The organism is Bradyrhizobium sp. SZCCHNR3119, assembly GCF_032487775.1.
Classification (GTDB): Bacteria; Pseudomonadota; Alphaproteobacteria; order Rhizobiales; family Xanthobacteraceae; genus Bradyrhizobium.
The window spans coordinates 2,712,596-2,733,080 of record NZ_JAUEUV010000001.1 but is presented as its reverse complement, the minus strand read 5'-3'; the positions used below and the strand labels follow the sequence as shown (position 1 = coordinate 2,733,080).

Sequence of the window (20,485 nt, the reverse complement as noted above, 5' to 3'; positions counted from 1 at the left end):
GGCACGGCCCTTACAGCCGCCGCAGTGCCACCGTCTCGACGCCGTGATCGGGACCCTTCTTGAGGATCAGGGTCGCACGCGGCCGCGTGGGCAGGATGTTGTCCTCGAGGTTGGCGAGGTTGGTGCGCTCCCAGATCGCGGTCGCGGTCGCGGTCGCCTCTTCATCCGACAACAGCGCGTAGCGATGGAAGTAGGAGCGCGGATCATGGAACGCGGTATCGCGCAGCGCCAGGAAGCGCTTCACATACCAGTTCCGCAACACCGGCTCCTCAGCATCGATGTAGACGGAGAAGTCGAAGAAGTCCGACACCACGGGCACAGCCTTGCCATCGCGCGGCAAGGGACCGGTCTGCAGCACATTGACGCCTTCCACGATCAGGATGTCCGGCTGATCGATCTCGGTCCACTGATTGGGCACGATGTCATAGGTCAGATGCGAGTAGACCGGAGCCCGCACCGGATGGCGTCCGGCCTTGATGTCGGAGAGGAAGCCGAGCAGCAGCGGCAGGTCGTAGCTCTCTGGAAAGCCCTTTTTCTGCATCAGGCCCTGCCGTTCCAGCACCGCCTTGGGGTACAGGAAGCCGTCGGTGGTGATGAGGTCGACCTTCGGCCGGGGCGACCAGCGCGCCAGCAGCGCCTGCAGCACGCGCGCCGTGGTCGATTTGCCGACCGCCACCGATCCAGCCACGCCGATGATGTAGGGCATCTTGCGGTCGCGGATGCCGAGGAACTGGCGCTGCGCGTAATAGAGCCGCTGCATCGCATCGACATAGATCGACAGCAGGCGCGACAGCGGCAGATAGATGTCCTCGACCTCCTGCAAGTCGAGGCGATCATGCATCGAACGCAGCTTGGAGAATTCGCCGGGCTCGAGCGTCATCGGGGTGTCGTTGCGCAGCTCCGCCCATTGCTCGCGGGTGAAGATGCGGTACGGATTATATTGTTGTTCTGTGGTGCGCATATCCATGACGCTGACCTCGCTTCCCCCGAGCGGTTCCCAAGTAGCCGCTGCGCTATTCCGTCTTGCGTGACGCCTTTTCTTCCAGCCCGGACATCCCGGTTCGTTTGGCCAGGGTCGCCTCGACCTCTTCGAGGCGGACGCCGCGCGACTTCAGCAACACCAACAGATGAAACAGCAGATCGGCGCTTTCGGCGATGAAATGATCGCGATCGTTCTCGACCGCAGCGATCACGGTTTCGACAGCCTCTTCGCCCATCTTCTTGGCGCAGTGCTGCGGACCTTTGTCGAGCAGCTTGCGGGTATAGGACGCTTCGCCACCCGCCTCTGCGCGGGCATCGATGATGGCGGCGAGATCGTGGACCGTGAAACGGGGCATCAGTCGGTACTCGATACAGACGCCCGCGGCAGGAGAGCGGACGCTAGGGTTCCTATGTAGCAGTTTTGCGACGCGAAGTCCTCAGGGATCCAGCCGCATCGGCAGGCCGGCGCGGACCATGTGATCCTTGGCCTCACGGATTGTAAATTCCCCGAAATGGAAGATCGATGCCGCCAGCACGGCGGTGGCGTGGCCTTCCCGGATACCCTGGACCAGGTGGTCGAGATTACCGACGCCTCCCGAGGCGATCACCGGCACCGGCACGCTGTCGGCAATCGCGCGGGTCAGCGGAATGTCGAAGCCCTGTTTGGTGCCGTCACGATCCATCGAGGTCAGAAGAATTTCGCCGGCCCCGAGCGCGACCACCTCCTGGGCATATTCCAGCGCATCGATCCCGGTCGATTTCCGCCCGCCATGGGTGAAGATCTCCCAACGCTCCGAACCGCCCGGGCGGGCTACGCGCTTGGCGTCGATCGCGACCACGACGCACTGCTCGCCGAACTTTTCGGCCGCTTCCTTGACGAATTCGCGCCGGGCCACTGCCGCAGAATTGATCGAGACCTTGTCGGCGCCGGAGCGCAGCAGGGTCCTGATATCGTCGATGGTGCGGACGCCGCCGCCGACGGTGACCGGCATGAAGCAGGCTTCCGCCGTGCGCCGGACGACATCCAGCATGATGCCGCGGTTTTCGTGGGTCGCAGTGATATCGAGAAAGCAGAGCTCGTCGGCGCCGGCCGCATCATAGGCGATGGCCGCTTCGACCGGATCGCCGGCATCGCGCAGATCGACGAAATTCACGCCCTTGACCACCCGTCCGTCCTTGACGTCGAGGCAGGGAATGACACGAACCTTGAACATGGCGGTTTCTCCTACGCGGCGCGTGCGCGGCGGATCAGATCGAGCGCGGCAGCGGGGTCGAGCCGGCCATCGTACAGCGCACGGCCGGCGATCGCGCCTTCCAGCTTGCTGGCGCGCGGCGACAGCATCGCCTTGACGTCCTCGATCGAGGCAAGCCCTCCCGAGGCAATCACGGGAATGGAGATCTGGTCGGCAAGCGCGATGGTCGCATCGAGGTTCAGTCCCTTCAGCAGGCCGTCGCGCGCAATATCGGTGAAGATGATGGCGGCAACGCCTGCGTCCTCGAAGCGGCGGGCGATGTCGAGCGCCGTGACCTCGGAGGTCTCGGCCCAGCCTTCGACCGCGACCTTGCCGTCGCGCGCGTCGAGGCCGACGGCGACGCGGCCCGGAAAGGCCTTCGCCGCGGTCTTCACCAGCCCGGGATCGCGCACCGCCGCCGTGCCGATGATGACGCGGGTGATGCCCTTGACGAGCCAGGCTTCCACGGTCTTGAGATCGCGGATGCCGCCGCCGAGTTGCACCGGCATCTTGACCGCCGCCAGCATCGCTTCGACAGCTTGCGCATTGACCGGCTTGCCAGCAAAGGCACCGTCGAGGTCGACGACGTGGAGATACTCGAAACCCTGGTCGGCGAAGCTCTTGGCCTGCGCGGCGGGATCGAGATTGAACACGGTCGCGCGCGCCATGTCGCCCTGCTCGAGGCGAACGCATTGGCCATTCTTAAGGTCGATGGCGGGAAACAGGATCATCAGAGAAAATCTTTCAAGCATGCCGCTCCTCTCCGCGCAGCAGCGGGCGGAGAGGGCAGCAAGACCTACGGCTTCCACTTCAGGAAGTTGGAGATCAGCGCGAGCCCGAAGCGCTGGCTCTTCTCCGGGTGAAATTGGGTGCCGATCGCAGTGTCCTTGGCGACGATCGCGGTGATCGGCCCGCCATAGTCGGCGCGCGCCAACACGTCGTTCTCATTTGCCGCGTTCAGATGATAGGAGTGCACGAAGTAGGCGTGCCGCCCGTTCGGCCCGAGCGGCAGCCGCTCCAGCACCGGATGTTCCTGCACGAGATCGAGCGTATTCCAGCCCATGTGCGGAATCTTCAAACTCTCGTCGCGCGGCACGATCTTTTCGACATCGCCCGCGATCCAGTCGAAGCCCTCGGTGATGACATGCTCCTTGCCGCGGGATGCCATCAGCTGCATGCCGACGCAGATCCCGAAGAACGGCCGCGCCTTGTGCCGCACCGCCTCGTTCAGCGCCTCCAACATGCCGTCGACCGCATCGACGCCGCGACGGCAATCGGCGAAGGCGCCGACGCCCGGCAGCACGATCCGATCGGCGCGATAAACCGTTTCGGGGTCGCTCGTGACGACGATCTTCTGCGGATCTTGCATGCTACGTGCGGCGCGCTCGAAAGCCTTGGCCGCCGAATGCAGATTGCCGGATCCGTAATCGATGATCGCAACACTCATCGTCCACCTCCCGGTTCCGGAAACAAGCCAATGATGCTGGCATGCGGCAGCGGCGGCGGCCGAAGCGCATTGCCATTGTCACGCGTCGGCGGCGGTGCGCCGCGATCGACGGTGTGATTGTCGTAATTTGTGGCGCCGCGACGCGCGGCCCAGCGCTCGAAGAAACGCCGCTCAGCCGAATCGAGATCGTCGCCGATCACGATGTCGAGCTGCCGCCAATTCCCGCGCGAAAAACTCCAGCGTTTGAGACTGGACGCCTCGAAGCCCAACAGGATCGCGAGCAGGATATCGGCGACAACGACCGTACCCCAACCGATCCCAACTCGGCGCAGGACGACATCGACAGCTGCAACCAGGACGACCCAGCCGATCAGCCCGAGCCACAACCGGTGCCAGGCAAGCCAGAGCACGCTCAAGACGGCCGCCCACAGATGGAAGCCGTCGCGCACGAACACGAAACGGTCGGTCGAGCGCAGATCGGCTCCGGCCGCGAGAGGAGCGTGAACGGTGTAGACCGGCATCTTGATAGTCCTCGCAAGGAGGTCAGCCGCCGAGCCGACCCTTGGTGGATGGCACTTCGCCTGCCGCGCGCGGATCGATGCCGACCGCCACGCGAAGAGCGCGCGCGAGACCCTTGAAGCAGGATTCGGCGATATGATGACTGTTCTCGCCGTACAGGGTTTCGACATGCAGCGTAATGCCGGCGTTCATCGCGAAGGCATTGAACCATTCGCGCACCAGCTCGGTATCGAACTCACCGATCTTGTCGCGCGGAAAGGTGGTGCGAAACACCAGCATCGGCCGCCCCGAGACGTCGATCACGACCCGGGTCAGCGTCTCGTCCATCGGCATGTGGATCGAGGCGTAGCGGGTGATACCCGCCATGTCGCCCAGCGCCTGCTTGACGGCCTGGCCGAGTGCGATCCCGACGTCCTCAGTGGTGTGATGGTAATCGATGTGCAGATCGCCGGCCGCCTTGACCGTCATGTCGATGCGGGAATGACGCGCCAGCAGGTCGAGCATGTGATCGAGGAAGCCGATACCGGTCGCGATCTCGGACAGTCCGGAGCCATCCAGATTGACGGCCACCTCGATGTCGGTCTCTTTGGTCTTGCGCTTGATGGTCGCGCTGCGCATGAGGGTCTGCTTTCCCTTGAAAACGCGGCCCTTTTAACAGGCGGATGTCAGCTTCGCTACTGCGGGATGACGGGATGAGACCTCCATCTCGGCCTATGGTGAGCGGATTTCAAGTCCATGCCAGCTTTGACCGTTACCTTGGCTGGTAATTGCATCCCCGGCCAGCAGGCCCTAGATGCAAGGCTCTGAGCAAGGATTCCGCATGCAAGCATCCCAAAACCAGCTGCCGGTCTGGCATGGCACCACGATTCTGACGGTCCGCAAGGGCGGACGCGTGGTGATCGGCGGCGACGGCCAGGTCTCGATCGGCCAGACCGTGATCAAGTCCAACGCCAAGAAGGTCCGCAAGCTCGGCAAGGGCGACGTGATCGGCGGCTTTGCCGGCGCCACGGCCGACGCCTTCACCCTGTTCGAACGGCTGGAAAGCAAGCTTGAGCAATATCCGGGGCAACTCACCCGGGCGGCGGTCGAGCTCGCCAAGGATTGGCGCACGGACCGCTATCTGCGTCGGCTGGAAGCGATGATGATCGTCGCCGACAAGGACGTTTCATTGGTCCTGACCGGCACCGGCGACGTGCTGGAACCAGAGGCCGGGGTCATGGCGATCGGCTCCGGCGGCAATTACGCGCTGGCCGCGGCCCGCGCCTTGATCGATACCGACAAGGACGCCGAGACCATCGTCCGCCGTGCCCTCGATATCGCGGCCGACATCTGCGTCTACACCAACCGCAACATCACGATCGAGGCGCTCGAGGCGGGCTGATCCAGCCGGCTTCGCGCTGTGTCCGCCGACCCGAGCCGACGGCCGGACATTGCGGCAGCAACCCGGCTTGCCCCGATCCCAAACCAGCCCTAGCTAAAGTCCATGACCGACTTTTCCCCCCGCGAAATCGTCTCCGAACTCGACCGCTTCATCGTCGGCCAGGCCGACGCCAAGCGCGCGGTCTCCATCGCGCTGCGCAACCGCTGGCGGAGGCTGCAGCTCGACGCCGGCTTGCGCGAAGAGGTGCTGCCCAAAAACATCCTGATGATCGGGCCGACAGGCGTCGGCAAGACCGAGATCGCGCGGCGCCTGGCAAAGCTCGCCGGCGCGCCGTTCCTCAAGGTCGAAGCCACCAAATTCACCGAGGTCGGCTACGTCGGCCGCGACGTCGAGCAGATCATCCGCGACCTCGTCGAGATCGCAATCATCCAGGTGCGCGAGCGCAAGCGCAAGGATGTCGCCGCGCGCGCCCAGCTCGCCGCCGAAGAGCGCGTGCTCGACGCACTGGTTGGCGCGAACTCTAGTGCTGCCACGCGGGACTCGTTCCGCCGCAAGCTGCGCGCCGGCGAGCTCAACGACAAGGAGATCGAGGTCGAGACGCAATCCTCCGGCAGCGGTTTTCCGATGTTCGAGATTCCGGGCATGCCGGGCGCGCAGATGGGTGCAATCTCGATCGGCGATCTGTTCGGCAAGATGGGAGGGCGCACCAAGACGCGGCGCCTGACGGTGGCAGGCTCGCACGAGATCCTCATCAACGAGGAATCCGACAAGCTGCTCGACAACGACCAGTTGGTGCAGGAAGCGATCAGCGTGGTCGAGAACAACGGCATCGTGTTCCTGGATGAGATCGACAAGATCTGCGTCCGCGAAAACCGTGCCGGCGGCGATGTCTCGCGCGAGGGCGTCCAGCGCGATTTGCTGCCGCTGATCGAAGGAACCACGGTCTCGACCAAGCACGGTGCGGTCAAGACCGATCACATCCTCTTCATCGCTTCGGGTGCCTTCCACATCGCCAAACCGTCCGACCTGCTGCCGGAGCTGCAGGGCCGCCTGCCGATCCGGGTCGAGCTGCAGGCGCTCAGCCGCGACGACATGCGCAGGATCCTGACCGAGCCGGAGGCTTCGCTGATCAAGCAGTATGTCGCCCTGATGCAGACGGAAGGCGTCACCCTCGAGATCACCGACAATGCCATCGACGCGCTGGCTGACGTCGCGGTGGCCGTTAATTCCACGGTCGAGAACATCGGCGCGCGCAGGCTGCAGACCGTCATGGAGCGGGTGCTGGACGACATCTCCTTTACCGCATCCGACCGCGGCGGCGAGACCATCCGGGTCGATGCCGACTACGTGCAGCAGCACATCGGCGACCTCGCCAAGAACGCCGACCTGAGCCGGTTCATTTTGTAGTTCTCGACCCTGTCATTCCCGCGAGAAGCGCTCGGACGCAGAAACGCGCGGTGTACCCCCGTCTCGCATTCTTGCGGCTTAAGCTCGGGTGCGCCGGATCCGCACATAGAGTGCCCCGGCGCCGCCGTGGCCAATATGGGCCTCCTCGAAGCCGACGATGAGGGAGCGGAATTCCGGCAGGCTCAGCCATTGCGGCACCTGCCGCCGCAGCACCCCCCGCTCGGGGTCGCTGCCGACCGTGCCCTTACCGGTGATCACGAGCACGAAGGTCAGGCCTTCATGATGCGCCCGCTGCAGAAATAGATGCAGCGCCTGGTGCGCCCGATGTTGGGTCATGCCGTGCAGGTCGAGCCGCGCGTCGATCTCGTTGCGGCCGCGCGACAGGCGCGCGCGTTCACGGCGGCCGAGCGGCGCCAGCGGCGGCATCGGAGCCTTTGCAGGTTTCGGCACCGGGATCGGAGTAACCGGACGCGGTGAACTTGGTTTTGCGAGGACCGGCTCAGGCGCCGACATCGGCGGATGCGGCTTGGTCGGACGTGGCTTCTTGCGCAGCGGCCTGACCTGCTTGATTACGGTCTCCCACAAAGCGCGATCTTCTTCGCTCAAGCCGCGCCGTCGACCGCGCGGTGACTTCGGATCCTGCGACGGCGGTTTCATTGGCGATGACGGTGATGCCGGCCACGATGAGAGCCGCTGATCGTTGCATCACTTTCGATGCTGGGCCTCGGCTCCGGCAGCGGCACGGCTTGCGCCGCGCTCGCAGCCGATGAGGCAGGCGAATTCGCTGCGGATGCCGGGGCTGAAGCGGCAGCGGCAGCAGCAGGTGGGGCCGGGTCGGGAACGACTGCCGCGGACTTCCGATCCTTCGTTTGATCCTTGGCTTGGTCCGGATCCTTGGGCGGTAGCTGCGGAAACAGCTTGGCGATCTTCTCCGACGGTCGCGAATCCGGCAGCGGCATCTTGTGGCCCCGCGCCACTGGATCGAGACTTTTCGGCACGAGCATTACGAATTCCATGTTGTGCTTGAGCCGACCGGAAACCTTGCCTGCGTCCGCACCGGCACCGAAATAGAGATCGGCCCGCGCGGGCCCGACGATGGCCGAGCCGGTGTCCTGCGCGATCATCAGCCGGTGGAACGCGGTCTTGGAGCGCTCCGATTCGATCGGCAACTCGCCGGTGATGAAGAACGGCGTACCATAGACATGCAGCGACTTGTCGACGGCGATCGATCGTCCCGGTGTCAGCGGAATGCCCTGTGCGCCCACCGCTTCGTCCTTATCCGAGAGCTGCACCTCGCGAAAGAAGATGTAGGACCGATTCTGCCGGCGAACTTCGTCCGCAGCGTTCGGATTCTGCTCCATCCACTCCCTGATCCGCTGCATCGACATCTCTTCGCGGGGGATGATGCCGCGTTCGATCAGAATGCGGCCGACGGGCGTGTAGGGGTAACCGTTATAGGCGTCATAATTGACGCGAAGGGTCGAGCTGTCGTCGAGCTGAATACGTGCCGAGCCCTGGATCTGCATGAACAGCAAGTCGGTCTGGCTCTTGAGCCAGCAGATTTCGAGTCCGCGACCTTCGATCGCACCGTCTTCGATCGCAGCACGGTCGTAATAGGGCACGAGCTTGCGGCGTCCGATCTTGCGGTAGACCGGCCCCTTGTTAGGCAAGCTCGGCGCATCCTGCTTGAAGCCTCGCACGAACAGGTTGGAAGGCCGGCGATAGACCGGGACATTGTAGACTTCATTCTGCGTGCGCGATCCGTCCAAGACTGGCTCGTAATAGCCGGTGACGAAGCCGTTGCTGTCGCCCAGTCGTGAAATCTTCAAGGGCAGGAAGTGAGCTTCAAAGAAGGCCCGTGCTTTGGTGCCGTCGGAGATATCGAGCGATTGCGCTGCGCGGCAAGGATCGCGCAAGGAGTCGCCCAGCGCTTTTGGCTCGCCGCCGTTTGCGTTGGGGGTTTTCGGATCAGCGACAGCATTCTGCTGCGCGGCGATCGGCTTACAGCTCGCACGGAATGTCCGATAAGCTGCCAGATGATCATCATCGGTCCAGCCGGGGACCTCGGCCCAGGATAACGGAACATATTGGCTGCCGGCGATCTGCAGCGGCCAGTCCAAATGTGGGTAGGGGAGGTGGCGGGCCGGTGCTACCGGCTCATGGCGGCGGGCGGCGCGAACGGCTTCGGCGGCATAGGGCGTCAGCACGCCCACAGCCGCGGTCAAGCCAAGCGCCGCGACAGCGTAGTTGAGGCGATTGCCTGAAAAAGGCAGCTTCCAAAATTCGCGAACCATCGCTGCACCATCTAAACACCACTCAACGCGAACCTTGGAAATTAAGACTTAGACAAGAATACCTACGAGCGCTGCGCCTCAGTGCCTCGGCGATGCTCTCACGATGTTCTATCTGTCCTCCTCCATAGCGGAGCCGTGCACGGCGCGGCTGCCTGACCTCAATGGCTGCCGGTGCCGATCAGTTTCCAGTTCGGATCGCGCGAGGTGACGTCGCGGGCAAAAGTCCAGATGTCGGTGATATCGGCGACCTTGTCCGGATTGCCGTCGACAATCGTGCCCGCCTTGTCGCGCGTGACGGAGATCATCTGCGAGACGAAGCGCACCGTCAGCTGCGCGGTGCGGTCGCGCAGCTCGGCGCCGACCAGTTCGGCCTTGTCGATCGAGACGAAGCGGGTCTCGTTCGTCTGCTCGTGCTTCTCGCGATCCTTGATGACCGCTTCGAAGCTGTCATAAACGTCCGGCGACAACAGGTCGCGCAACGCGCGGCGATCGCCATTGGCAAAGGCCAGCACGATCATCTCGTAGGCGCTGCGCGCACCCGAGATGAAATGGCGCGGGTCAAAAGCGGAGTCCTGGGCGGCGATGCCGTCCAAACCCCGGGCCAGCGCGCTGCCCGGTTCGGCCAGTCCCTTCCAGCGGTCGGCTGCAGGAGCCAAGTCGGCCGTCTGCAGAGGCGCGGCCGGCTCGATCAGTTTGCCTGGAACCGGCATGGCATTACTATCAGGCGCACCCTGGACAGCGTTCCGAGCGGCCCGATCGAAGGGTGGACGCTCGCTACCGGTCCGCTGCCCAAGCACGGCGCGCAGGCGCACAAAGATAAAGACCGCCAGCGCCAGGAAGATGATGGTATAGATATCCACGTCGTTTTCGCTTTCTGACTTCTCGCGCCGGCCACGAAATCGACCGTCGGGCTCGCTGTTTCAAAGCCGGCTGAGACTACCGGGTCGATTATCGCCTCGATGTAGTCACTCAATTGAGCCCAGCCAATGACGCATTCTGGCACGGAATTGTAACCTGTTTCGGAACGGAGGGGAAATCCGATCCCGCCGGGAATTAATGCCCGTTCAAGTGTTTACCGGCCGTTAGGGTTGCGTGGCTGGCGTGATGGCGGTCGGTAAAAACGGGTCCGCCGCAGGAGCTGACATCCGTCCTTCCCACGCTCGTCCTTGTGGAACAGACCGGCCGTATGTTAGCCACGCGCCGCGATAATTCGCCCTTTTTGTGCCAGGAGAACACTTCATGACCAATGGTAACGGCGCCACTCCCGAGGCAGCCCCTCCTCCCCAGCTGAACGTCCTGGCGCAGTACACCAAGGATCTCTCGTTCGAGAATCCGAATGCGCCGCAGTCGCTGTCCCCGCAGGCCCAGCCGCCGCAGATCAACATTCAGATCAATGTCGGTGCAAACAACATCGCCGAGAACGAGTACGAGGTGACGCTGTCGATCGACGGCAAGGCCGAAAGCGCCGGCAAGCTGATGTTCAGCTTCGAACTCGTCTATGGCGGCGTGTTCCGGCTGGTCAACATCCCCCGCGAAAACCTGTCGCCGATGCTGCTGATCGAGTGCCCCCGGCTGTTGTTCCCGTTCGCTCGCGAGATCGTGGCGACTTCGGTACGCGACGGCGGGTTCCCGCCGCTGATGCTGGACCCGGTGGATTTCGTCGGCCTGTACCGGCAGAACATGGAACGGCAGGCAGCTGGCCAGGGTCAGCTGAGCTGAGCGCTGCTAGACGAAGACCGCCAAGTGAATATCGTCGGGTGAATTGAGACGAAGGCGCGTGATCCGTCAGGCCAATAGGCCGAGGCGGATCACGTTCCCGGCATGAAATCAGTCCAGAGCGGCTTATCGCCCAGAGTTGCGATAAAGGCGCGATGGGCCTCGCGTTCTGCCTCGGAAATCCGCGGCGCAAGCGGCACGTCACGTTGCCGACGCGGCATGTCGGTGGATGTCCCGACACGAATCTCCGCACTCTCCTGGGTCAGGATGAGCTGCGACTGCCGCGCCCCGACCAAATCGACATAGACTTCGGCGAGCAGCTCAGCATCGAGCAACGCGCCGTGCTTGGTGCGGCGGGAATTATCGATCGCGTAACGGGAGCAGAGATCATCCAGCCGGTTCGACACGCCTGGATGCTTCCGGCGTGCCAGCAACAAGGTATCGACCAGCCGCTCGCGCGGAATCGGTGCCCGCCTCACGCGGTCGAGTTCGGCGTTGATGAAACCGACGTCGAATGACGCATTATGAATGACCAGCGGCGCATCGCCGATGAAGGTCAGAAACTCCTCCACGATCTCGTGGAACAGCGGCTTGGTCGCGAGAAATTCGGTCGACAGTCCGTGAACCGCGAAGGCCTCGGCCGGCATGTCGCGTTCCGGGTTGATGTAGCGATGAAAGACCTGGCCCGTCGGCATGCGGTTGAAAATCTCGATACAGCCGATCTCGACCAGCCGATCGCCACGCAAGGGATCGAGGCCTGTGGTTTCCGTGTCGAGAACGATTTCACGCATGTCTTGTCTGGTCCGTCAGATCGGCTTGACCGTCACGAATCAGCTTCGCCGCCGCGGCATCTTAACAAGCTGATCGAGGATGTCGCGAATACGGGCCCGTACGGGCTCGAGTCCGTGTGACGTATCCACGACGAAATCGGCCCGCTTGCGCTTTTCCTCATCGGGCATTTGGCGAGCCAGAATAGCATCGAGCGCCTCACGCGACATGGTCCCACGTGCCAGAATGCGCTCGCGTTGAATCTCCGGCGATGTCGTAACCACGACAACCGCATCGACACGTTTATCGCCGCCGGTCTCGAACAACAGTGGCACATCGACCACCGCGACCGCGGCCCCCGACCGCTCGGCATCCTCGAGAAACCTCTGATGATAGGAGCGCAGCATCGGATGGACGATTCCCTCGAGCCGCCTGATCGCCTCGGGATCGCCGACGACCCTCGCCGACAGTTTGGTGCGATCGACCTTGCCATTGAGAGTGGTGCCAGGGAAGGCGGCCTCGATCGCAGGCACGGCTTCGCCCTCATATACCTTATGGACCGTAGCATCGGCATCGTAGACCGGAACGCCGGCCTCGGCGAACAGCTTTGCCGTCGTTGATTTGCCCATCCCGATCGAGCCGGTCAGCCCAAGCACTTTCATTCGCCTCTCTCCGGTCTGCGCGGCCAGCCGTTACATTGCGAGCAGCTGCGCATCTCTGAAGAAGGCCAGCAGCGGCAGCAGCGGCAGGCCGAGGATGGTGAAATGATCACCATCGATACGATCGAACAGATGCACGCCGAGCCCTTCGAGCTGATAGGCGCCGACGCTCGTCGTGACCGCCGCCCCGGCCTCGTCGAGATAGGCCGAAATATCGGTCTCGCTCAGCGGCCGCATCGACATCCAAGCGACCGCGACATGCGAGAACACCACCTCGCTGTCGCGGGCAACCGCGATGGCCGAATGCAGCGCATGGGTCCGACCGGCAAGCGCGAGCAATTGCCGATGGGCCTCATCACGGCCCGCGGGTTTGTTGAACAGACGGTCACCCAGCGCCAGCGTCTGGTCGGCTCCGACGACGTGGGCACCGGGCTTCGTGGCCGAGACCGCCAGCGCCTTGGCCTTTGCGAGATGCAGCGCGAGCTCATAGGGCGCAACCAGACCGGATTCCGTCTGCATCGCACGCTCGTCGATATCGGCCGGCTCGGCCACGCAGGCCAGTCCGGCATTCTCGAGCAGCGTTCGCCGCGCCCGGCTCTGGGAGGCAAGGACAAGCGGCACTTCGCCGCGCCATAAAGTCATGTCGCGCTCATCACTCCAGCAGTCGCTGTCGCTGCCGGTCGGAATAGAGTTTCAGGATTGCAGCCGCCGTCTCCTCGATCGAGCGACGCGTGACATCGAGCATGACCCAGTCGAACTTCGCGCTGAGCTTGCGCGCATAGGCGACCTCTTCAGCCACCGACTGCTTGTCGACATAGGTCTCGTTGCTGGTGTCGGCGCCCATGCTGAGCAGCCGGTTCTGTCGCACCTGGATCAGCCGTTCCGGCGTCGCATGCAAGCTGACGACCAGAGGCTTCTTCAAATTTTCAAGCTGATGCGGGATCGGAATGCCGGGGACCAGCGGCACGTTGGCCGTGCGCACCCCGCGATTGGCGAGATAGATCGAGGTCGGCGTCTTCGAGGTGCGGGACACGCCGACCAGCACGACCTCGGCTCCTTCGAGATCCTCGACCAGCTGCCCATCATCGTGGAGCATGGTGTAATTCAGCGCATCGATGCGTGCGAAATATTCCGCATTGAGCACATGCTGCGCGCCCACGCGACCGGCGGTCGCCGCGCCCAGATAGGCTTCGAACAGCTGCATCACCGGCCCGATGATCGACAGGCTAGGGATGTTGACTTCCTGACACTTGGCCTCCAGCCGGCTGACCAGATCCTTCTCGAGCAGCGTGAACAGCACGATGCCCGGTGATTCCTCGATCTCGTCGAGCACGCGGTCGAGCTGCTTCTGGCTGCGGACCAGCGGATATACATGCTCGACGGGTGTGATGTTGGTGTATTGCGCGGCCACCGCACGGGCGACCGTAATCAAGGTTTCGCCGGTCGAGTCCGAAACCAAATGCAGGTGAAAATAGTTGCCGGTGGTGGGCATCAATTCCCTAACAATCTGTGAATCTCGGTGAAGGATGCGCCGAAAAAAGCGGCCTCACCCCGGAGGCTTTGGATAACCGCCAATCTTCTACACATGCCTGCCCGCCAGGATAAGTCGACCCGATGGCTCGATGATATCGGGACGAAGCTCGCTTGTCTCTGGATAAGCTGTCGATCACTCTGCGCAAGTCCCTGAGATGCATTGTCTTGTGCCGCCGGCAGAGGTTCAGCACCGGCTTGTTGAGGGATGTGAAGAAGCTGGGCGAAAGCTGCGAGCTGCATTGCATGAGTCCAATCCACGTCTACCTAGACTCAAACCTTAAGATTCAAAATTTATTTGGTTTGGAGGGCATCGAGCGAGCGGATATGTCTCCTCTGCAAGAGGGATCGGCCCACCAGAGGATTGCTCGTCTCGATGTATGAGTGGATCAAGGCGCTGCACGTCATTGCGGTCATCTCGTGGATGGCCGGCATGCTCTATCTGCCCCGACTGTTCGTCTATCACTGCGAAGCCGAGATCGGCTCCAAGCAGTCCGAGACCTTCAAGGTCATGGAACGGCGGCTGTTCAAGGCGATCATCAACCCGGCCATGATCGTGACCTGGCTCGCCGGGCTGTATCTGGTCTGGGCCGGCGGCTGGTATATGGCCGGCTGGTTCCACGTCAAATTCCTGCTGGTCCTGATCATGTCCGGCGTTCACGGGTTCTTTTCACGCTGGGTCAGGGAGTTCGCAGCCGACCGCAATACGCACACCCAGCGTTTCTATCGCATCATCAATGAGCTACCGACGGTACTGATGATCGGTATCGTTATCCTCGTGATTGTAAAGCCGTTTTAGACCGGTAAAACCAGCATGACAGTTTGCTGCGTGGCGCCTTGCGCAATGAGATGCGATTTTCTATATTGAGGTCATCCCCACCCCACGCAGGCGGATGTGGTTGCGTTCCGGTTTGACCGGCCGCCGCATCAGGTTTGGTGCCTCCATGGCGCCAACTTTGCTTAGACCTGCGGACCTTCTTTTCCGTCCGCGCTTCCCACAGCCACTTCGCATCCTTCCCAAGTCGTTCCACAGGACCTCCCAATGCGGGAAATCAAACTTCAGGACCTCAAGTCGAAAACACCGGCCGAGCTTGTCACCTTTGCTGAGGAAAACGGGGTCGAGAACGCCAGCACGATGCGAAAGCAGGAGCTGATGTTCGCCATCCTCAAACAGCTCGCGATCGCTGAGACCGACATTATCGGGGAAGGCGTCGTCGAAGTCCTCTCTGACGGCTTCGGCTTTCTGCGTTCGCCGGACGCCAATTATCTTCCCGGCCCAGACGACATCTACGTTTCGCCGTCGCAAATCCGCCGGTTCGGTTTGCGCACAGGTGATACGATCGAAGGCCACATCCGCAGCCCCAAGGAAGGCGAACGCTATTTTGCGCTGCTGAAGGTCAATACGCTGAACTTCGAGGATCCCGAGAAGTCCAAGCACAAGGTCAATTTCGACAATCTGACGCCGCTGTTTCCGGATGAGCGTTTCCGGCTCGAGATTGAAGATCCGACCCGGAAGGATCTGTCGTCACGCGTCATCGACATTGTGGCGCCGATCGGCAAGGGCCAGCGCGCACTGATCGTCGCGCCGCCGCGGACCGGCAAGACCGTGCTGATGCAGAACATCGCACATTCCATCACGGCTAATCATCCAGAGTGCTACCTCATCGTTCTTCTGATCGATGAACGTCCGGAAGAAGTCACCGACATGCAGCGCTCGGTGAAGGGCGAGGTGGTGTCGTCGACCTTCGACGAGCCGGCGGTGCGCCACGTCCAGGTCGCGGAGATGGTGATCGAGAAGGCCAAGCGCCTGGTCGAGCACGGCCGCGACGTCGTCATTCTGCTGGACTCGATCACGCGCCTCGGCCGCGCCTACAACACGGTGGTGCCATCCTCGGGCAAAGTGCTGACCGGCGGTGTCGACGCCAATGCGCTGCAGCGCCCGAAGCGGTTCTTCGGCGCAGCCCGCAACATCGAGGAAGGTGGTTCGCTCACGATCATCGCGACCGCGCTGGTCGATACCGGCAGTCGCATGGACGAGGTCATCTTTGAAGAGTTCAAGGGCACCGGCAACTCCGAGCTGATCCTCGACCGCAAGGTTGCGGACAAGCGGACCTTCCCGGCGATCGACATCGCCCGCTCCGGCACCCGCAAGGAAGAACTCATCACCGACACGCAGAACCTCAAGAAGATGTACGTGCTCCGGCGCATCCTCAATCCGATGGGCACCATGGATGCGATCGACTTCCTGCTCGACAAGCTCCGCAATACCAAGAGCAACGCCGAGTTCTTCGAGTCGATGAACACTTGAGCGACGGCTCAGAGACTAGGTTACGAAGGGCGCCGTTACGGGCGCCCTTTTTGTTTGCCGGTGCTTGCTGCGGTGTCAGGCAGACGCTCCGCCGAACGTAAAGCATCTTGCGGCAAATCGATTGTTTTTGCGGCCCTGAAGGTCCACCTGAGGGCACATGCACCCTCACGATCAAACGATCTTTGCTTTGTCCTCCGGACGGCTGCCGAGCGCGATTGCGATCGTCCGGCTGTCGGGTTCGCAGGCCGGGTTCGCGCTGCAGTCCATAATAGGGAAGCTGCCGCGTCCGCGGATCGCGACACGGGCGCTGCTGCGTGATGTTACGGGCGAGCCAATCGACGATGCGGTGGTGCTGTGGTTTCCCGGCCCGGCCAGTGCCACCGGGGAGGACGTCGCCGAGCTTCATATTCATGGCAGTCGCGCAGTCGTCGCAACGTTGTTTTCTGCTCTCTCGGCGCTCCCGAATATGCGCACCGCGGAGCCCGGCGAATTCACCCGGCGTGCCTTCGAGAACGGGAAGATCGATCTGACCGAAGCCGAGGCCCTGGATGATCTGATCCATGCTGACACGGACCGGCAGCGCCGTCGGGCGCTACAGCAGTTCAGGGGTCTCCTCGGGGATAGAGCGCGCGAATGGCGGCGCCAGATCATTGAGGCGTCGGCGTTGGTCGAAGCCGGGATCGATTTCTCCGACGAGGGCGATGTGCCGCAGGAGCTGATGCGACCCGCGACGATGCGCATCGAGACGCTGCTCGGTGAGATCGAAAGCGTCCTCGCCGAAGGCGGTCGAGCCGAGCGCTTGCGTGAAGGTCTGACGGTCGTGATCGCAGGGCCTCCGAACGTTGGCAAATCGACCTTGATGAATCAGATCGCGCGGCGTGACGTCGCGATTGTTTCTCCGCACGCGGGGACGACGCGGGACGTGATCGAAGTCCAGCTCGACCTCGACGGCTATCCGGTGACGGTGATCGACACGGCCGGAATCCGGGACACGGATGATCCGGTGGAGCAGGAGGGTGTCCGTCGGGCGCGGGCACGCGCGGCCGACGCCGATCTGGTGCTATGGCTCGCCGAGAGGGATGAAGCCAAGATCGACTACGATGGCGAAGCTCCGGTTTGGCTGCTTCGGAACAAGATCGACCTGAGCGGCGATGGGGTAGACCTCCAACGGAATGATGGTGTGCCGACCTATCGGATCGCTGCAAAGAACGGGAAGGGCGTCCCCGAGCTCCTCGACGGGCTGGTCGCGTTCGCCGGCGAATACTTCGGCAGCTCCGAGGCTGGTCTGATCAGTCGCGAACGACATCGAAAGCTTCTGGAGGAAACGGCCGTATCGTTGCGGCGGAGTCTGGAAGTCGTCTCGCTCGGGGAGGAGCTTGCCGCCGAGGAGCTGCGCATTGCCGCTTTCGCGTTGGGAAAGTTGCTTGGCCGGGTCGATGTCGAGGATTTACTCGACGTCATCTTTCGCGAGTTCTGCATTGGCAAGTAGGCGCGGATATCTCTGTCTATGTTTAATGCGAGGTTAAAGTCGGGGCCGGCCGGCTGTTTCACGTGAAACACGATGGACGATTGCTCGCAGGTGTTTCACGTGAAACAGCGCCCCGCGCATCTCTTCCTTGTTTCACGTGAAACGTCTTTCGACGGTCGCCTTCCGGCGCTAAATATCGATCCATGAGCACAGCCATGAAGACCTTCGGCGTCATCGTCATCGGCGGCGGCCATGCCGGCTGTGAAGCCGCAGCTGCGGCGGCGCGAATGGGCGCTCGGACCGCGTTGGTGACGCATCGGTTCGCAACTATTGGCGCTATGTCCTGCAATCCGGCTATCGGCGGTCTCGGGAAGGGCCATCTGGTTCGCGAAGTCGATGCGCTGGACGGATTGATGGGGCGTGTTGCGGACGCCGGCGGCATCCAGTTCCGGGTACTCAATCGCCGGAAGGGACCAGCCGTTCGCGGTCCCCGTGCGCAGGCTGATCGGAAGCTCTATGCAGCGGCGATGCAGGCTGCGATCAATGATACCGCCAATCTGGACGTGATCGAGGGCGAGGCTGACGAGCTCGTCGTTTCCGACGGCCGCGTGAGCGGCATCAAGCTGAGCGATGGACGGCACTTGTCCGCCGGAGCCGTCGTGATCACGACCGGCACGTTTCTTCGGGGTCTCATCCATCTCGGTGAGAGGAACTGGCCGGCTGGCCGGGTCGGTGAAGCGCCGGCGCTTGGGTTGTCCCGTTCGCTCGAGGCGATCGGGTTCAAGCTCGGACGGTTGAAGACCGGGACACCGCCGCGTCTCGATGGGACGACGATCGATTGGAGCGCGGTCGAAATGCAGCCCGGCGATGATCCGCCAGAGCCGTTTTCAGTGCTTACGGGCAAGATCGTCACGCCTCAAATTCAATGCGGGATCACCCGCACCACGGCGGCGACGCATGAGGTGATCCGGGCGAACGTCCACCGGTCGCCGATGTATTCCGGTCAGATCAAGAGCACGGGCCCGCGCTATTGCCCGTCGGTGGAAGACAAGATCGTCCGTTTCGGCGATCGCGATGGTCATCAGATCTTTCTCGAGCCGGAAGGACTGGACGATAGCACGGTCTATCCGAACGGGATCTCGACCTCGCTGCCGGAACAGGTTCAGCTGGCGCTGCTGCCGACCATTCCGGGACTGGAGCGGGTCAGGATGATCCGGCCTGGCTATGCTATCGAATACGATCACGTCGATCCGCGGGAGCTTGAGCCGACGCTGCAGACCAAGCGGCTCAAGGGGCTGTTCCTGGCCGGACAGATCAATGGCACCACGGGTTATGAGGAGGCGGCGGCACAGGGCCTTGTCGCCGGCCTCAATGCCGCGTTGGTGGCGGGTGACGCCGACGCCATCGTGCTCGACCGCGCCGATGGTTATCTCGGGGTGATGATCGATGATCTCGTGACGCGCGGCATCAGCGAGCCCTATCGCATGTTCACCTCGCGCGCCGAGTATCGCCTGACACTGCGCGCTGACAATGCCGACCAACGCCTGACCGATAAGGGCATCGCTCTTGGCTGCGTCGGCAGTTTCCGCGCAGAGCGGCATCGGTCAAAGATGGCGGCGCTGGAGGCGGCGAGGACACACGCGCGATCACTAACTCTGACCCCCAATGAGGCGGCCAAGCATGGGCTCAATTTGAACAAGGACGGTCAGCGCCGCTCTGCGTTTGAGCTCCTCGCCTATCCGGAAGTGGGGTGGGACGATGTCCGCGCGATCTGGCCGGAGCTAGGTTCGATCGATCCGGGCATTGCCGTCCATCTCGAGATCGATGCCAAATATGATGTCTATCTCAAGCGTCAGAGCGCGGATGTCGATGCGTTCCGGCGCGATGAAGGCATGGTGCTCGGCGATATCGATTATGGCGCAGTTCCGGGCCTTTCCAATGAGGCGCGCGCCAAGCTGATCGCGGCGCGACCGTGGACAGTAGGGCAGGCGAGCCGGATCGATGGCATGACGCCCGCTGCGCTCGGCATCCTCGCGGCGTATCTACGCCGGGAGGCGCGACGGACCAAAGCGACCGCTTAACTTAAGGTGAGGGATCGTTTCACGTGAAACCAAACGCGCGGCCAACGGCCGTCATGGACTTGGCTTCAGACAAAGCAGCGGCGTTGCGGCTCGTGTCCGTTTCACGTGAAACGGAAGCGCGGCTCGATCGCTATGTTGCTTTGTTGCGGGAGTGGCAAGCCAAGACCAATCTGGTCGCGCCGTCGACGCTGCCGCAGATCTGGACCCGGCATATCGCCGACTCGCTGCAACTCCTGGAGCTCGCGCCGCAGGCCAAGATCTGGATGGATCTCGGCAGCGGCGGCGGCTTTCCCGGCGTGGTCCTGGCCTGTGCCTTGGCGGAAACGCCGGGCGCGCAGGTTCACTTGGTGGAACGGATCGCCAAGAAAGCAGCATTCTTGCGCGAAGCGATTCGCGTCACCGGCGCACCTGGCGTCGTGCATTTGTCCGAAATCGGGGATATCGTGGAGAACTGGAGCGGGCGAATCGATTGCGTCACCGCGCGTGCGCTGGCTCCGCTACATCAGCTAATTAGTTTTGTGGAACCCTTGGTTAACAGAGGCTCAACGGCGCTGTTTCTCAAGGGTCAAGATGTAGAGTCAGAATTGACCGAATCTACCAAATATTGGAAGATTGCGGCGAAACTTCATCCCAGCCGGACGGGCGGACAGGGCTGGATCGTCGAGATCGATCATATCGAACGACGCAACTGACC

The 20,485-nt window shown here is 62.6% G+C and carries 22 protein-coding genes; 8 read left to right on the top strand and 14 right to left on the bottom strand.

All coding sequences use genetic code 11. From position 1 onward, the window contains the following. Window positions 1–10: 10 nt before the first annotated feature. The 7 genes from coaA to hisB all read right to left on the bottom strand — a co-directional run bounded on the left by coaA (window position 11) and on the right by hisB (window position 4,797). Window positions 11–967 (bottom strand): type I pantothenate kinase, encoded by a 957-nt coding sequence (gene coaA / locus QX034_RS12735; protein ID WP_315702245.1) that lies wholly within the window; start codon window positions 965–967, stop codon window positions 11–13. Window positions 968–1,013: 46 nt separating this feature from the next. Next, on the bottom strand, window positions 1,014–1,337 hold the full coding sequence (locus tag QX034_RS12730) for a phosphoribosyl-ATP diphosphatase (protein ID WP_315702246.1): 324 nt from the start codon (window positions 1,335–1,337) through the stop codon (window positions 1,014–1,016). Between the two features lie 81 nt (window positions 1,338–1,418). After that, the gene (gene hisF / locus QX034_RS12725) at window positions 1,419–2,195 is read right to left on the bottom strand and encodes an imidazole glycerol phosphate synthase subunit HisF (protein WP_315702247.1); all 777 of its coding nucleotides are present in this window, start codon (window positions 2,193–2,195) and stop codon (window positions 1,419–1,421) included. Between the two features lie 11 nt (window positions 2,196–2,206). Further along, window positions 2,207–2,944, bottom strand: a complete 738-nt coding sequence (gene hisA, locus QX034_RS12720; protein WP_315703139.1) for a 1-(5-phosphoribosyl)-5-[(5-phosphoribosylamino)methylideneamino]imidazole-4-carboxamide isomerase — start codon at window positions 2,942–2,944, stop codon at window positions 2,207–2,209. 65 nt (window positions 2,945–3,009) lie between these two features. Beyond that, window positions 3,010–3,660, bottom strand: a complete 651-nt coding sequence (gene hisH / locus QX034_RS12715) for an imidazole glycerol phosphate synthase subunit HisH (protein ID WP_315702248.1) — start codon at window positions 3,658–3,660, stop codon at window positions 3,010–3,012. Then, complete coding sequence (locus QX034_RS12710; protein ID WP_315702249.1) at window positions 3,657–4,181, bottom strand: DUF2628 domain-containing protein; 525 nt, start codon at window positions 4,179–4,181, stop codon at window positions 3,657–3,659. Before QX034_RS12710 ends, hisH begins: the two co-directional genes overlap by 4 nt. Window positions 4,182–4,203: 22 nt before the next feature. Next, the gene (gene hisB / locus QX034_RS12705) at window positions 4,204–4,797 is read right to left on the bottom strand and encodes an imidazoleglycerol-phosphate dehydratase HisB (RefSeq protein ID WP_315702250.1); all 594 of its coding nucleotides are present in this window, start codon (window positions 4,795–4,797) and stop codon (window positions 4,204–4,206) included. A 202-nt stretch (window positions 4,798–4,999) separates the two neighbouring features. On the opposite strand from hisB, the gene hslV reads away from it, so the two are divergent. Together hslV and hslU are read left to right on the top strand one after the other, a co-directional pair. Continuing rightward, complete coding sequence (hslV, locus tag QX034_RS12700; RefSeq protein ID WP_315702251.1) at window positions 5,000–5,560, top strand: ATP-dependent protease subunit HslV; 561 nt, start codon at window positions 5,000–5,002, stop codon at window positions 5,558–5,560. 102 nt (window positions 5,561–5,662) lie between these two features. Beyond that, window positions 5,663–6,967: an ATP-dependent protease ATPase subunit HslU gene (gene hslU, locus QX034_RS12695; protein ID WP_315702252.1), complete on the top strand. Its 1,305-nt coding sequence runs from the start codon at window positions 5,663–5,665 to the stop codon at window positions 6,965–6,967. 78 nt (window positions 6,968–7,045) lie between these two features. Here hslU and QX034_RS12690 read toward each other — a convergent pair whose 3' ends face one another. The 3 genes from QX034_RS12690 to QX034_RS12680 all read right to left on the bottom strand — a co-directional run bounded on the left by QX034_RS12690 (window position 7,046) and on the right by QX034_RS12680 (window position 10,121). After that, complete coding sequence (locus tag QX034_RS12690) at window positions 7,046–7,624, bottom strand: Smr/MutS family protein (protein ID WP_315702253.1); 579 nt, start codon at window positions 7,622–7,624, stop codon at window positions 7,046–7,048. Beyond that, window positions 7,621–9,261 carry a murein transglycosylase A gene (locus QX034_RS12685; RefSeq protein ID WP_316195444.1) on the bottom strand — a complete coding sequence of 547 codons (1,641 nt, stop codon included), beginning with the start codon at window positions 9,259–9,261 and terminating at the stop codon, window positions 7,621–7,623. The genes QX034_RS12690 and QX034_RS12685 overlap by 4 nt, the downstream gene beginning before the upstream one ends. Before the next feature lie 158 nt (window positions 9,262–9,419). Further along, window positions 9,420–10,121 (bottom strand): Tim44/TimA family putative adaptor protein, encoded by a 702-nt coding sequence (locus QX034_RS12680; RefSeq protein WP_315702255.1) that lies wholly within the window; start codon window positions 10,119–10,121, stop codon window positions 9,420–9,422. Between the two features lie 379 nt (window positions 10,122–10,500). Between QX034_RS12680 and secB the strand changes: the two genes are divergently transcribed. Beyond that, entirely contained in the window at window positions 10,501–10,980 is a 480-nt protein-coding gene (gene secB / locus QX034_RS12675) for a protein-export chaperone SecB (protein ID WP_315702256.1), read from the top strand. Window positions 10,981–11,069: 89 nt separating this feature from the next. Here the strand turns inward: secB and dnaQ are convergent, their stop codons facing one another. Genes dnaQ through QX034_RS12655 form a run of 4 tightly spaced genes read right to left on the bottom strand, consistent with a single transcriptional unit; the run spans window position 11,070 to window position 13,896 of the window. Then, window positions 11,070–11,768 (bottom strand): DNA polymerase III subunit epsilon, encoded by a 699-nt coding sequence (dnaQ, locus tag QX034_RS12670; protein ID WP_315702257.1) that lies wholly within the window; start codon window positions 11,766–11,768, stop codon window positions 11,070–11,072. A gap of 39 nt (window positions 11,769–11,807) precedes the next feature. Continuing rightward, window positions 11,808–12,407 (bottom strand): dephospho-CoA kinase, encoded by a 600-nt coding sequence (coaE, locus tag QX034_RS12665; RefSeq protein WP_315702258.1) that lies wholly within the window; start codon window positions 12,405–12,407, stop codon window positions 11,808–11,810. A 30-nt stretch (window positions 12,408–12,437) separates the two neighbouring features. After that, on the bottom strand, window positions 12,438–13,046 hold the full coding sequence (locus QX034_RS12660; RefSeq protein WP_315702259.1) for a Maf family protein: 609 nt from the start codon (window positions 13,044–13,046) through the stop codon (window positions 12,438–12,440). 10 nt (window positions 13,047–13,056) lie between these two features. Beyond that, window positions 13,057–13,896, bottom strand: a complete 840-nt coding sequence (locus QX034_RS12655) for a pyruvate, water dikinase regulatory protein (RefSeq protein WP_315702260.1) — start codon at window positions 13,894–13,896, stop codon at window positions 13,057–13,059. Between the two features lie 414 nt (window positions 13,897–14,310). Between QX034_RS12655 and hemJ the strand changes: the two genes are divergently transcribed. The 5 genes from hemJ to rsmG all read left to right on the top strand — a co-directional run bounded on the left by hemJ (window position 14,311) and on the right by rsmG (window position 20,483). Next, window positions 14,311–14,733, top strand: coding sequence for a protoporphyrinogen oxidase HemJ (hemJ, locus tag QX034_RS12650; protein WP_315702261.1), 423 nt, complete (start codon window positions 14,311–14,313; stop codon window positions 14,731–14,733). A 243-nt stretch (window positions 14,734–14,976) separates the two neighbouring features. Next, a complete protein-coding gene (gene rho / locus QX034_RS12645; protein ID WP_315702262.1) occupies window positions 14,977–16,242 on the top strand; it encodes a transcription termination factor Rho in 1,266 nt (421 codons plus the stop codon). 157 nt (window positions 16,243–16,399) lie between these two features. Next, a complete protein-coding gene (mnmE, locus tag QX034_RS12640; RefSeq protein WP_315728096.1) occupies window positions 16,400–17,731 on the top strand; it encodes a tRNA uridine-5-carboxymethylaminomethyl(34) synthesis GTPase MnmE in 1,332 nt (443 codons plus the stop codon). Between the two features lie 182 nt (window positions 17,732–17,913). Continuing rightward, window positions 17,914–19,791, top strand: coding sequence for a tRNA uridine-5-carboxymethylaminomethyl(34) synthesis enzyme MnmG (gene mnmG, locus QX034_RS12635; RefSeq protein WP_316195442.1), 1,878 nt, complete (start codon window positions 17,914–17,916; stop codon window positions 19,789–19,791). A 53-nt stretch (window positions 19,792–19,844) separates the two neighbouring features. Continuing rightward, on the top strand, window positions 19,845–20,483 hold the full coding sequence (gene rsmG / locus QX034_RS12630) for a 16S rRNA (guanine(527)-N(7))-methyltransferase RsmG (RefSeq protein ID WP_315703140.1): 639 nt from the start codon (window positions 19,845–19,847) through the stop codon (window positions 20,481–20,483). The last annotated feature ends 2 nt before the right edge of the window (window positions 20,484–20,485 follow it).

What these genes read in the sequence shown, in the direction of transcription:
- coaA (WP_315702245.1), bottom strand. Translation starts at nt 967, where the DNA reads ATGGATATGCGCACCACAGAACAACAATATAATCCGTACCGCATCTTC.
- QX034_RS12730 (WP_315702246.1), bottom strand. Translation starts at nt 1,337, where the DNA reads ATGCCCCGTTTCACGGTCCACGATCTCGCCGCCATCATCGATGCCCGC.
- hisF (WP_315702247.1), bottom strand. Translation starts at nt 2,195, where the DNA reads ATGTTCAAGGTTCGTGTCATTCCCTGCCTCGACGTCAAGGACGGACGG.
- hisA (WP_315703139.1), bottom strand. Translation starts at nt 2,944, where the DNA reads ATGATCCTGTTTCCCGCCATCGACCTTAAGAATGGCCAATGCGTTCGC.
- hisH (WP_315702248.1), bottom strand. Translation starts at nt 3,660, where the DNA reads ATGAGTGTTGCGATCATCGATTACGGATCCGGCAATCTGCATTCGGCG.
- QX034_RS12710 (WP_315702249.1), bottom strand. Translation starts at nt 4,181, where the DNA reads ATGCCGGTCTACACCGTTCACGCTCCTCTCGCGGCCGGAGCCGATCTG.
- hisB (WP_315702250.1), bottom strand. Translation starts at nt 4,797, where the DNA reads ATGCGCAGCGCGACCATCAAGCGCAAGACCAAAGAGACCGACATCGAG.
- hslV (WP_315702251.1), top strand. Translation starts at nt 5,000, where the DNA reads ATGCAAGCATCCCAAAACCAGCTGCCGGTCTGGCATGGCACCACGATT.
- hslU (WP_315702252.1), top strand. Translation starts at nt 5,663, where the DNA reads ATGACCGACTTTTCCCCCCGCGAAATCGTCTCCGAACTCGACCGCTTC.
- QX034_RS12690 (WP_315702253.1), bottom strand. Translation starts at nt 7,624, where the DNA reads ATGAAACCGCCGTCGCAGGATCCGAAGTCACCGCGCGGTCGACGGCGC.
- QX034_RS12685 (WP_316195444.1), bottom strand. Translation starts at nt 9,261, where the DNA reads ATGGTTCGCGAATTTTGGAAGCTGCCTTTTTCAGGCAATCGCCTCAAC.
- secB (WP_315702256.1), top strand. Translation starts at nt 10,501, where the DNA reads ATGACCAATGGTAACGGCGCCACTCCCGAGGCAGCCCCTCCTCCCCAG.
- dnaQ (WP_315702257.1), bottom strand. Translation starts at nt 11,768, where the DNA reads ATGCGTGAAATCGTTCTCGACACGGAAACCACAGGCCTCGATCCCTTG.
- coaE (WP_315702258.1), bottom strand. Translation starts at nt 12,407, where the DNA reads ATGAAAGTGCTTGGGCTGACCGGCTCGATCGGGATGGGCAAATCAACG.
- QX034_RS12660 (WP_315702259.1), bottom strand. Translation starts at nt 13,046, where the DNA reads ATGACTTTATGGCGCGGCGAAGTGCCGCTTGTCCTTGCCTCCCAGAGC.
- QX034_RS12655 (WP_315702260.1), bottom strand. Translation starts at nt 13,896, where the DNA reads ATGCCCACCACCGGCAACTATTTTCACCTGCATTTGGTTTCGGACTCG.
- hemJ (WP_315702261.1), top strand. Translation starts at nt 14,311, where the DNA reads ATGTATGAGTGGATCAAGGCGCTGCACGTCATTGCGGTCATCTCGTGG.
- rho (WP_315702262.1), top strand. Translation starts at nt 14,977, where the DNA reads ATGCGGGAAATCAAACTTCAGGACCTCAAGTCGAAAACACCGGCCGAG.
- mnmE (WP_315728096.1), top strand. Translation starts at nt 16,400, where the DNA reads ATGCACCCTCACGATCAAACGATCTTTGCTTTGTCCTCCGGACGGCTG.
- mnmG (WP_316195442.1), top strand. Translation starts at nt 17,914, where the DNA reads ATGAGCACAGCCATGAAGACCTTCGGCGTCATCGTCATCGGCGGCGGC.
- rsmG (WP_315703140.1), top strand. Translation starts at nt 19,845, where the DNA reads ATGGACTTGGCTTCAGACAAAGCAGCGGCGTTGCGGCTCGTGTCCGTT.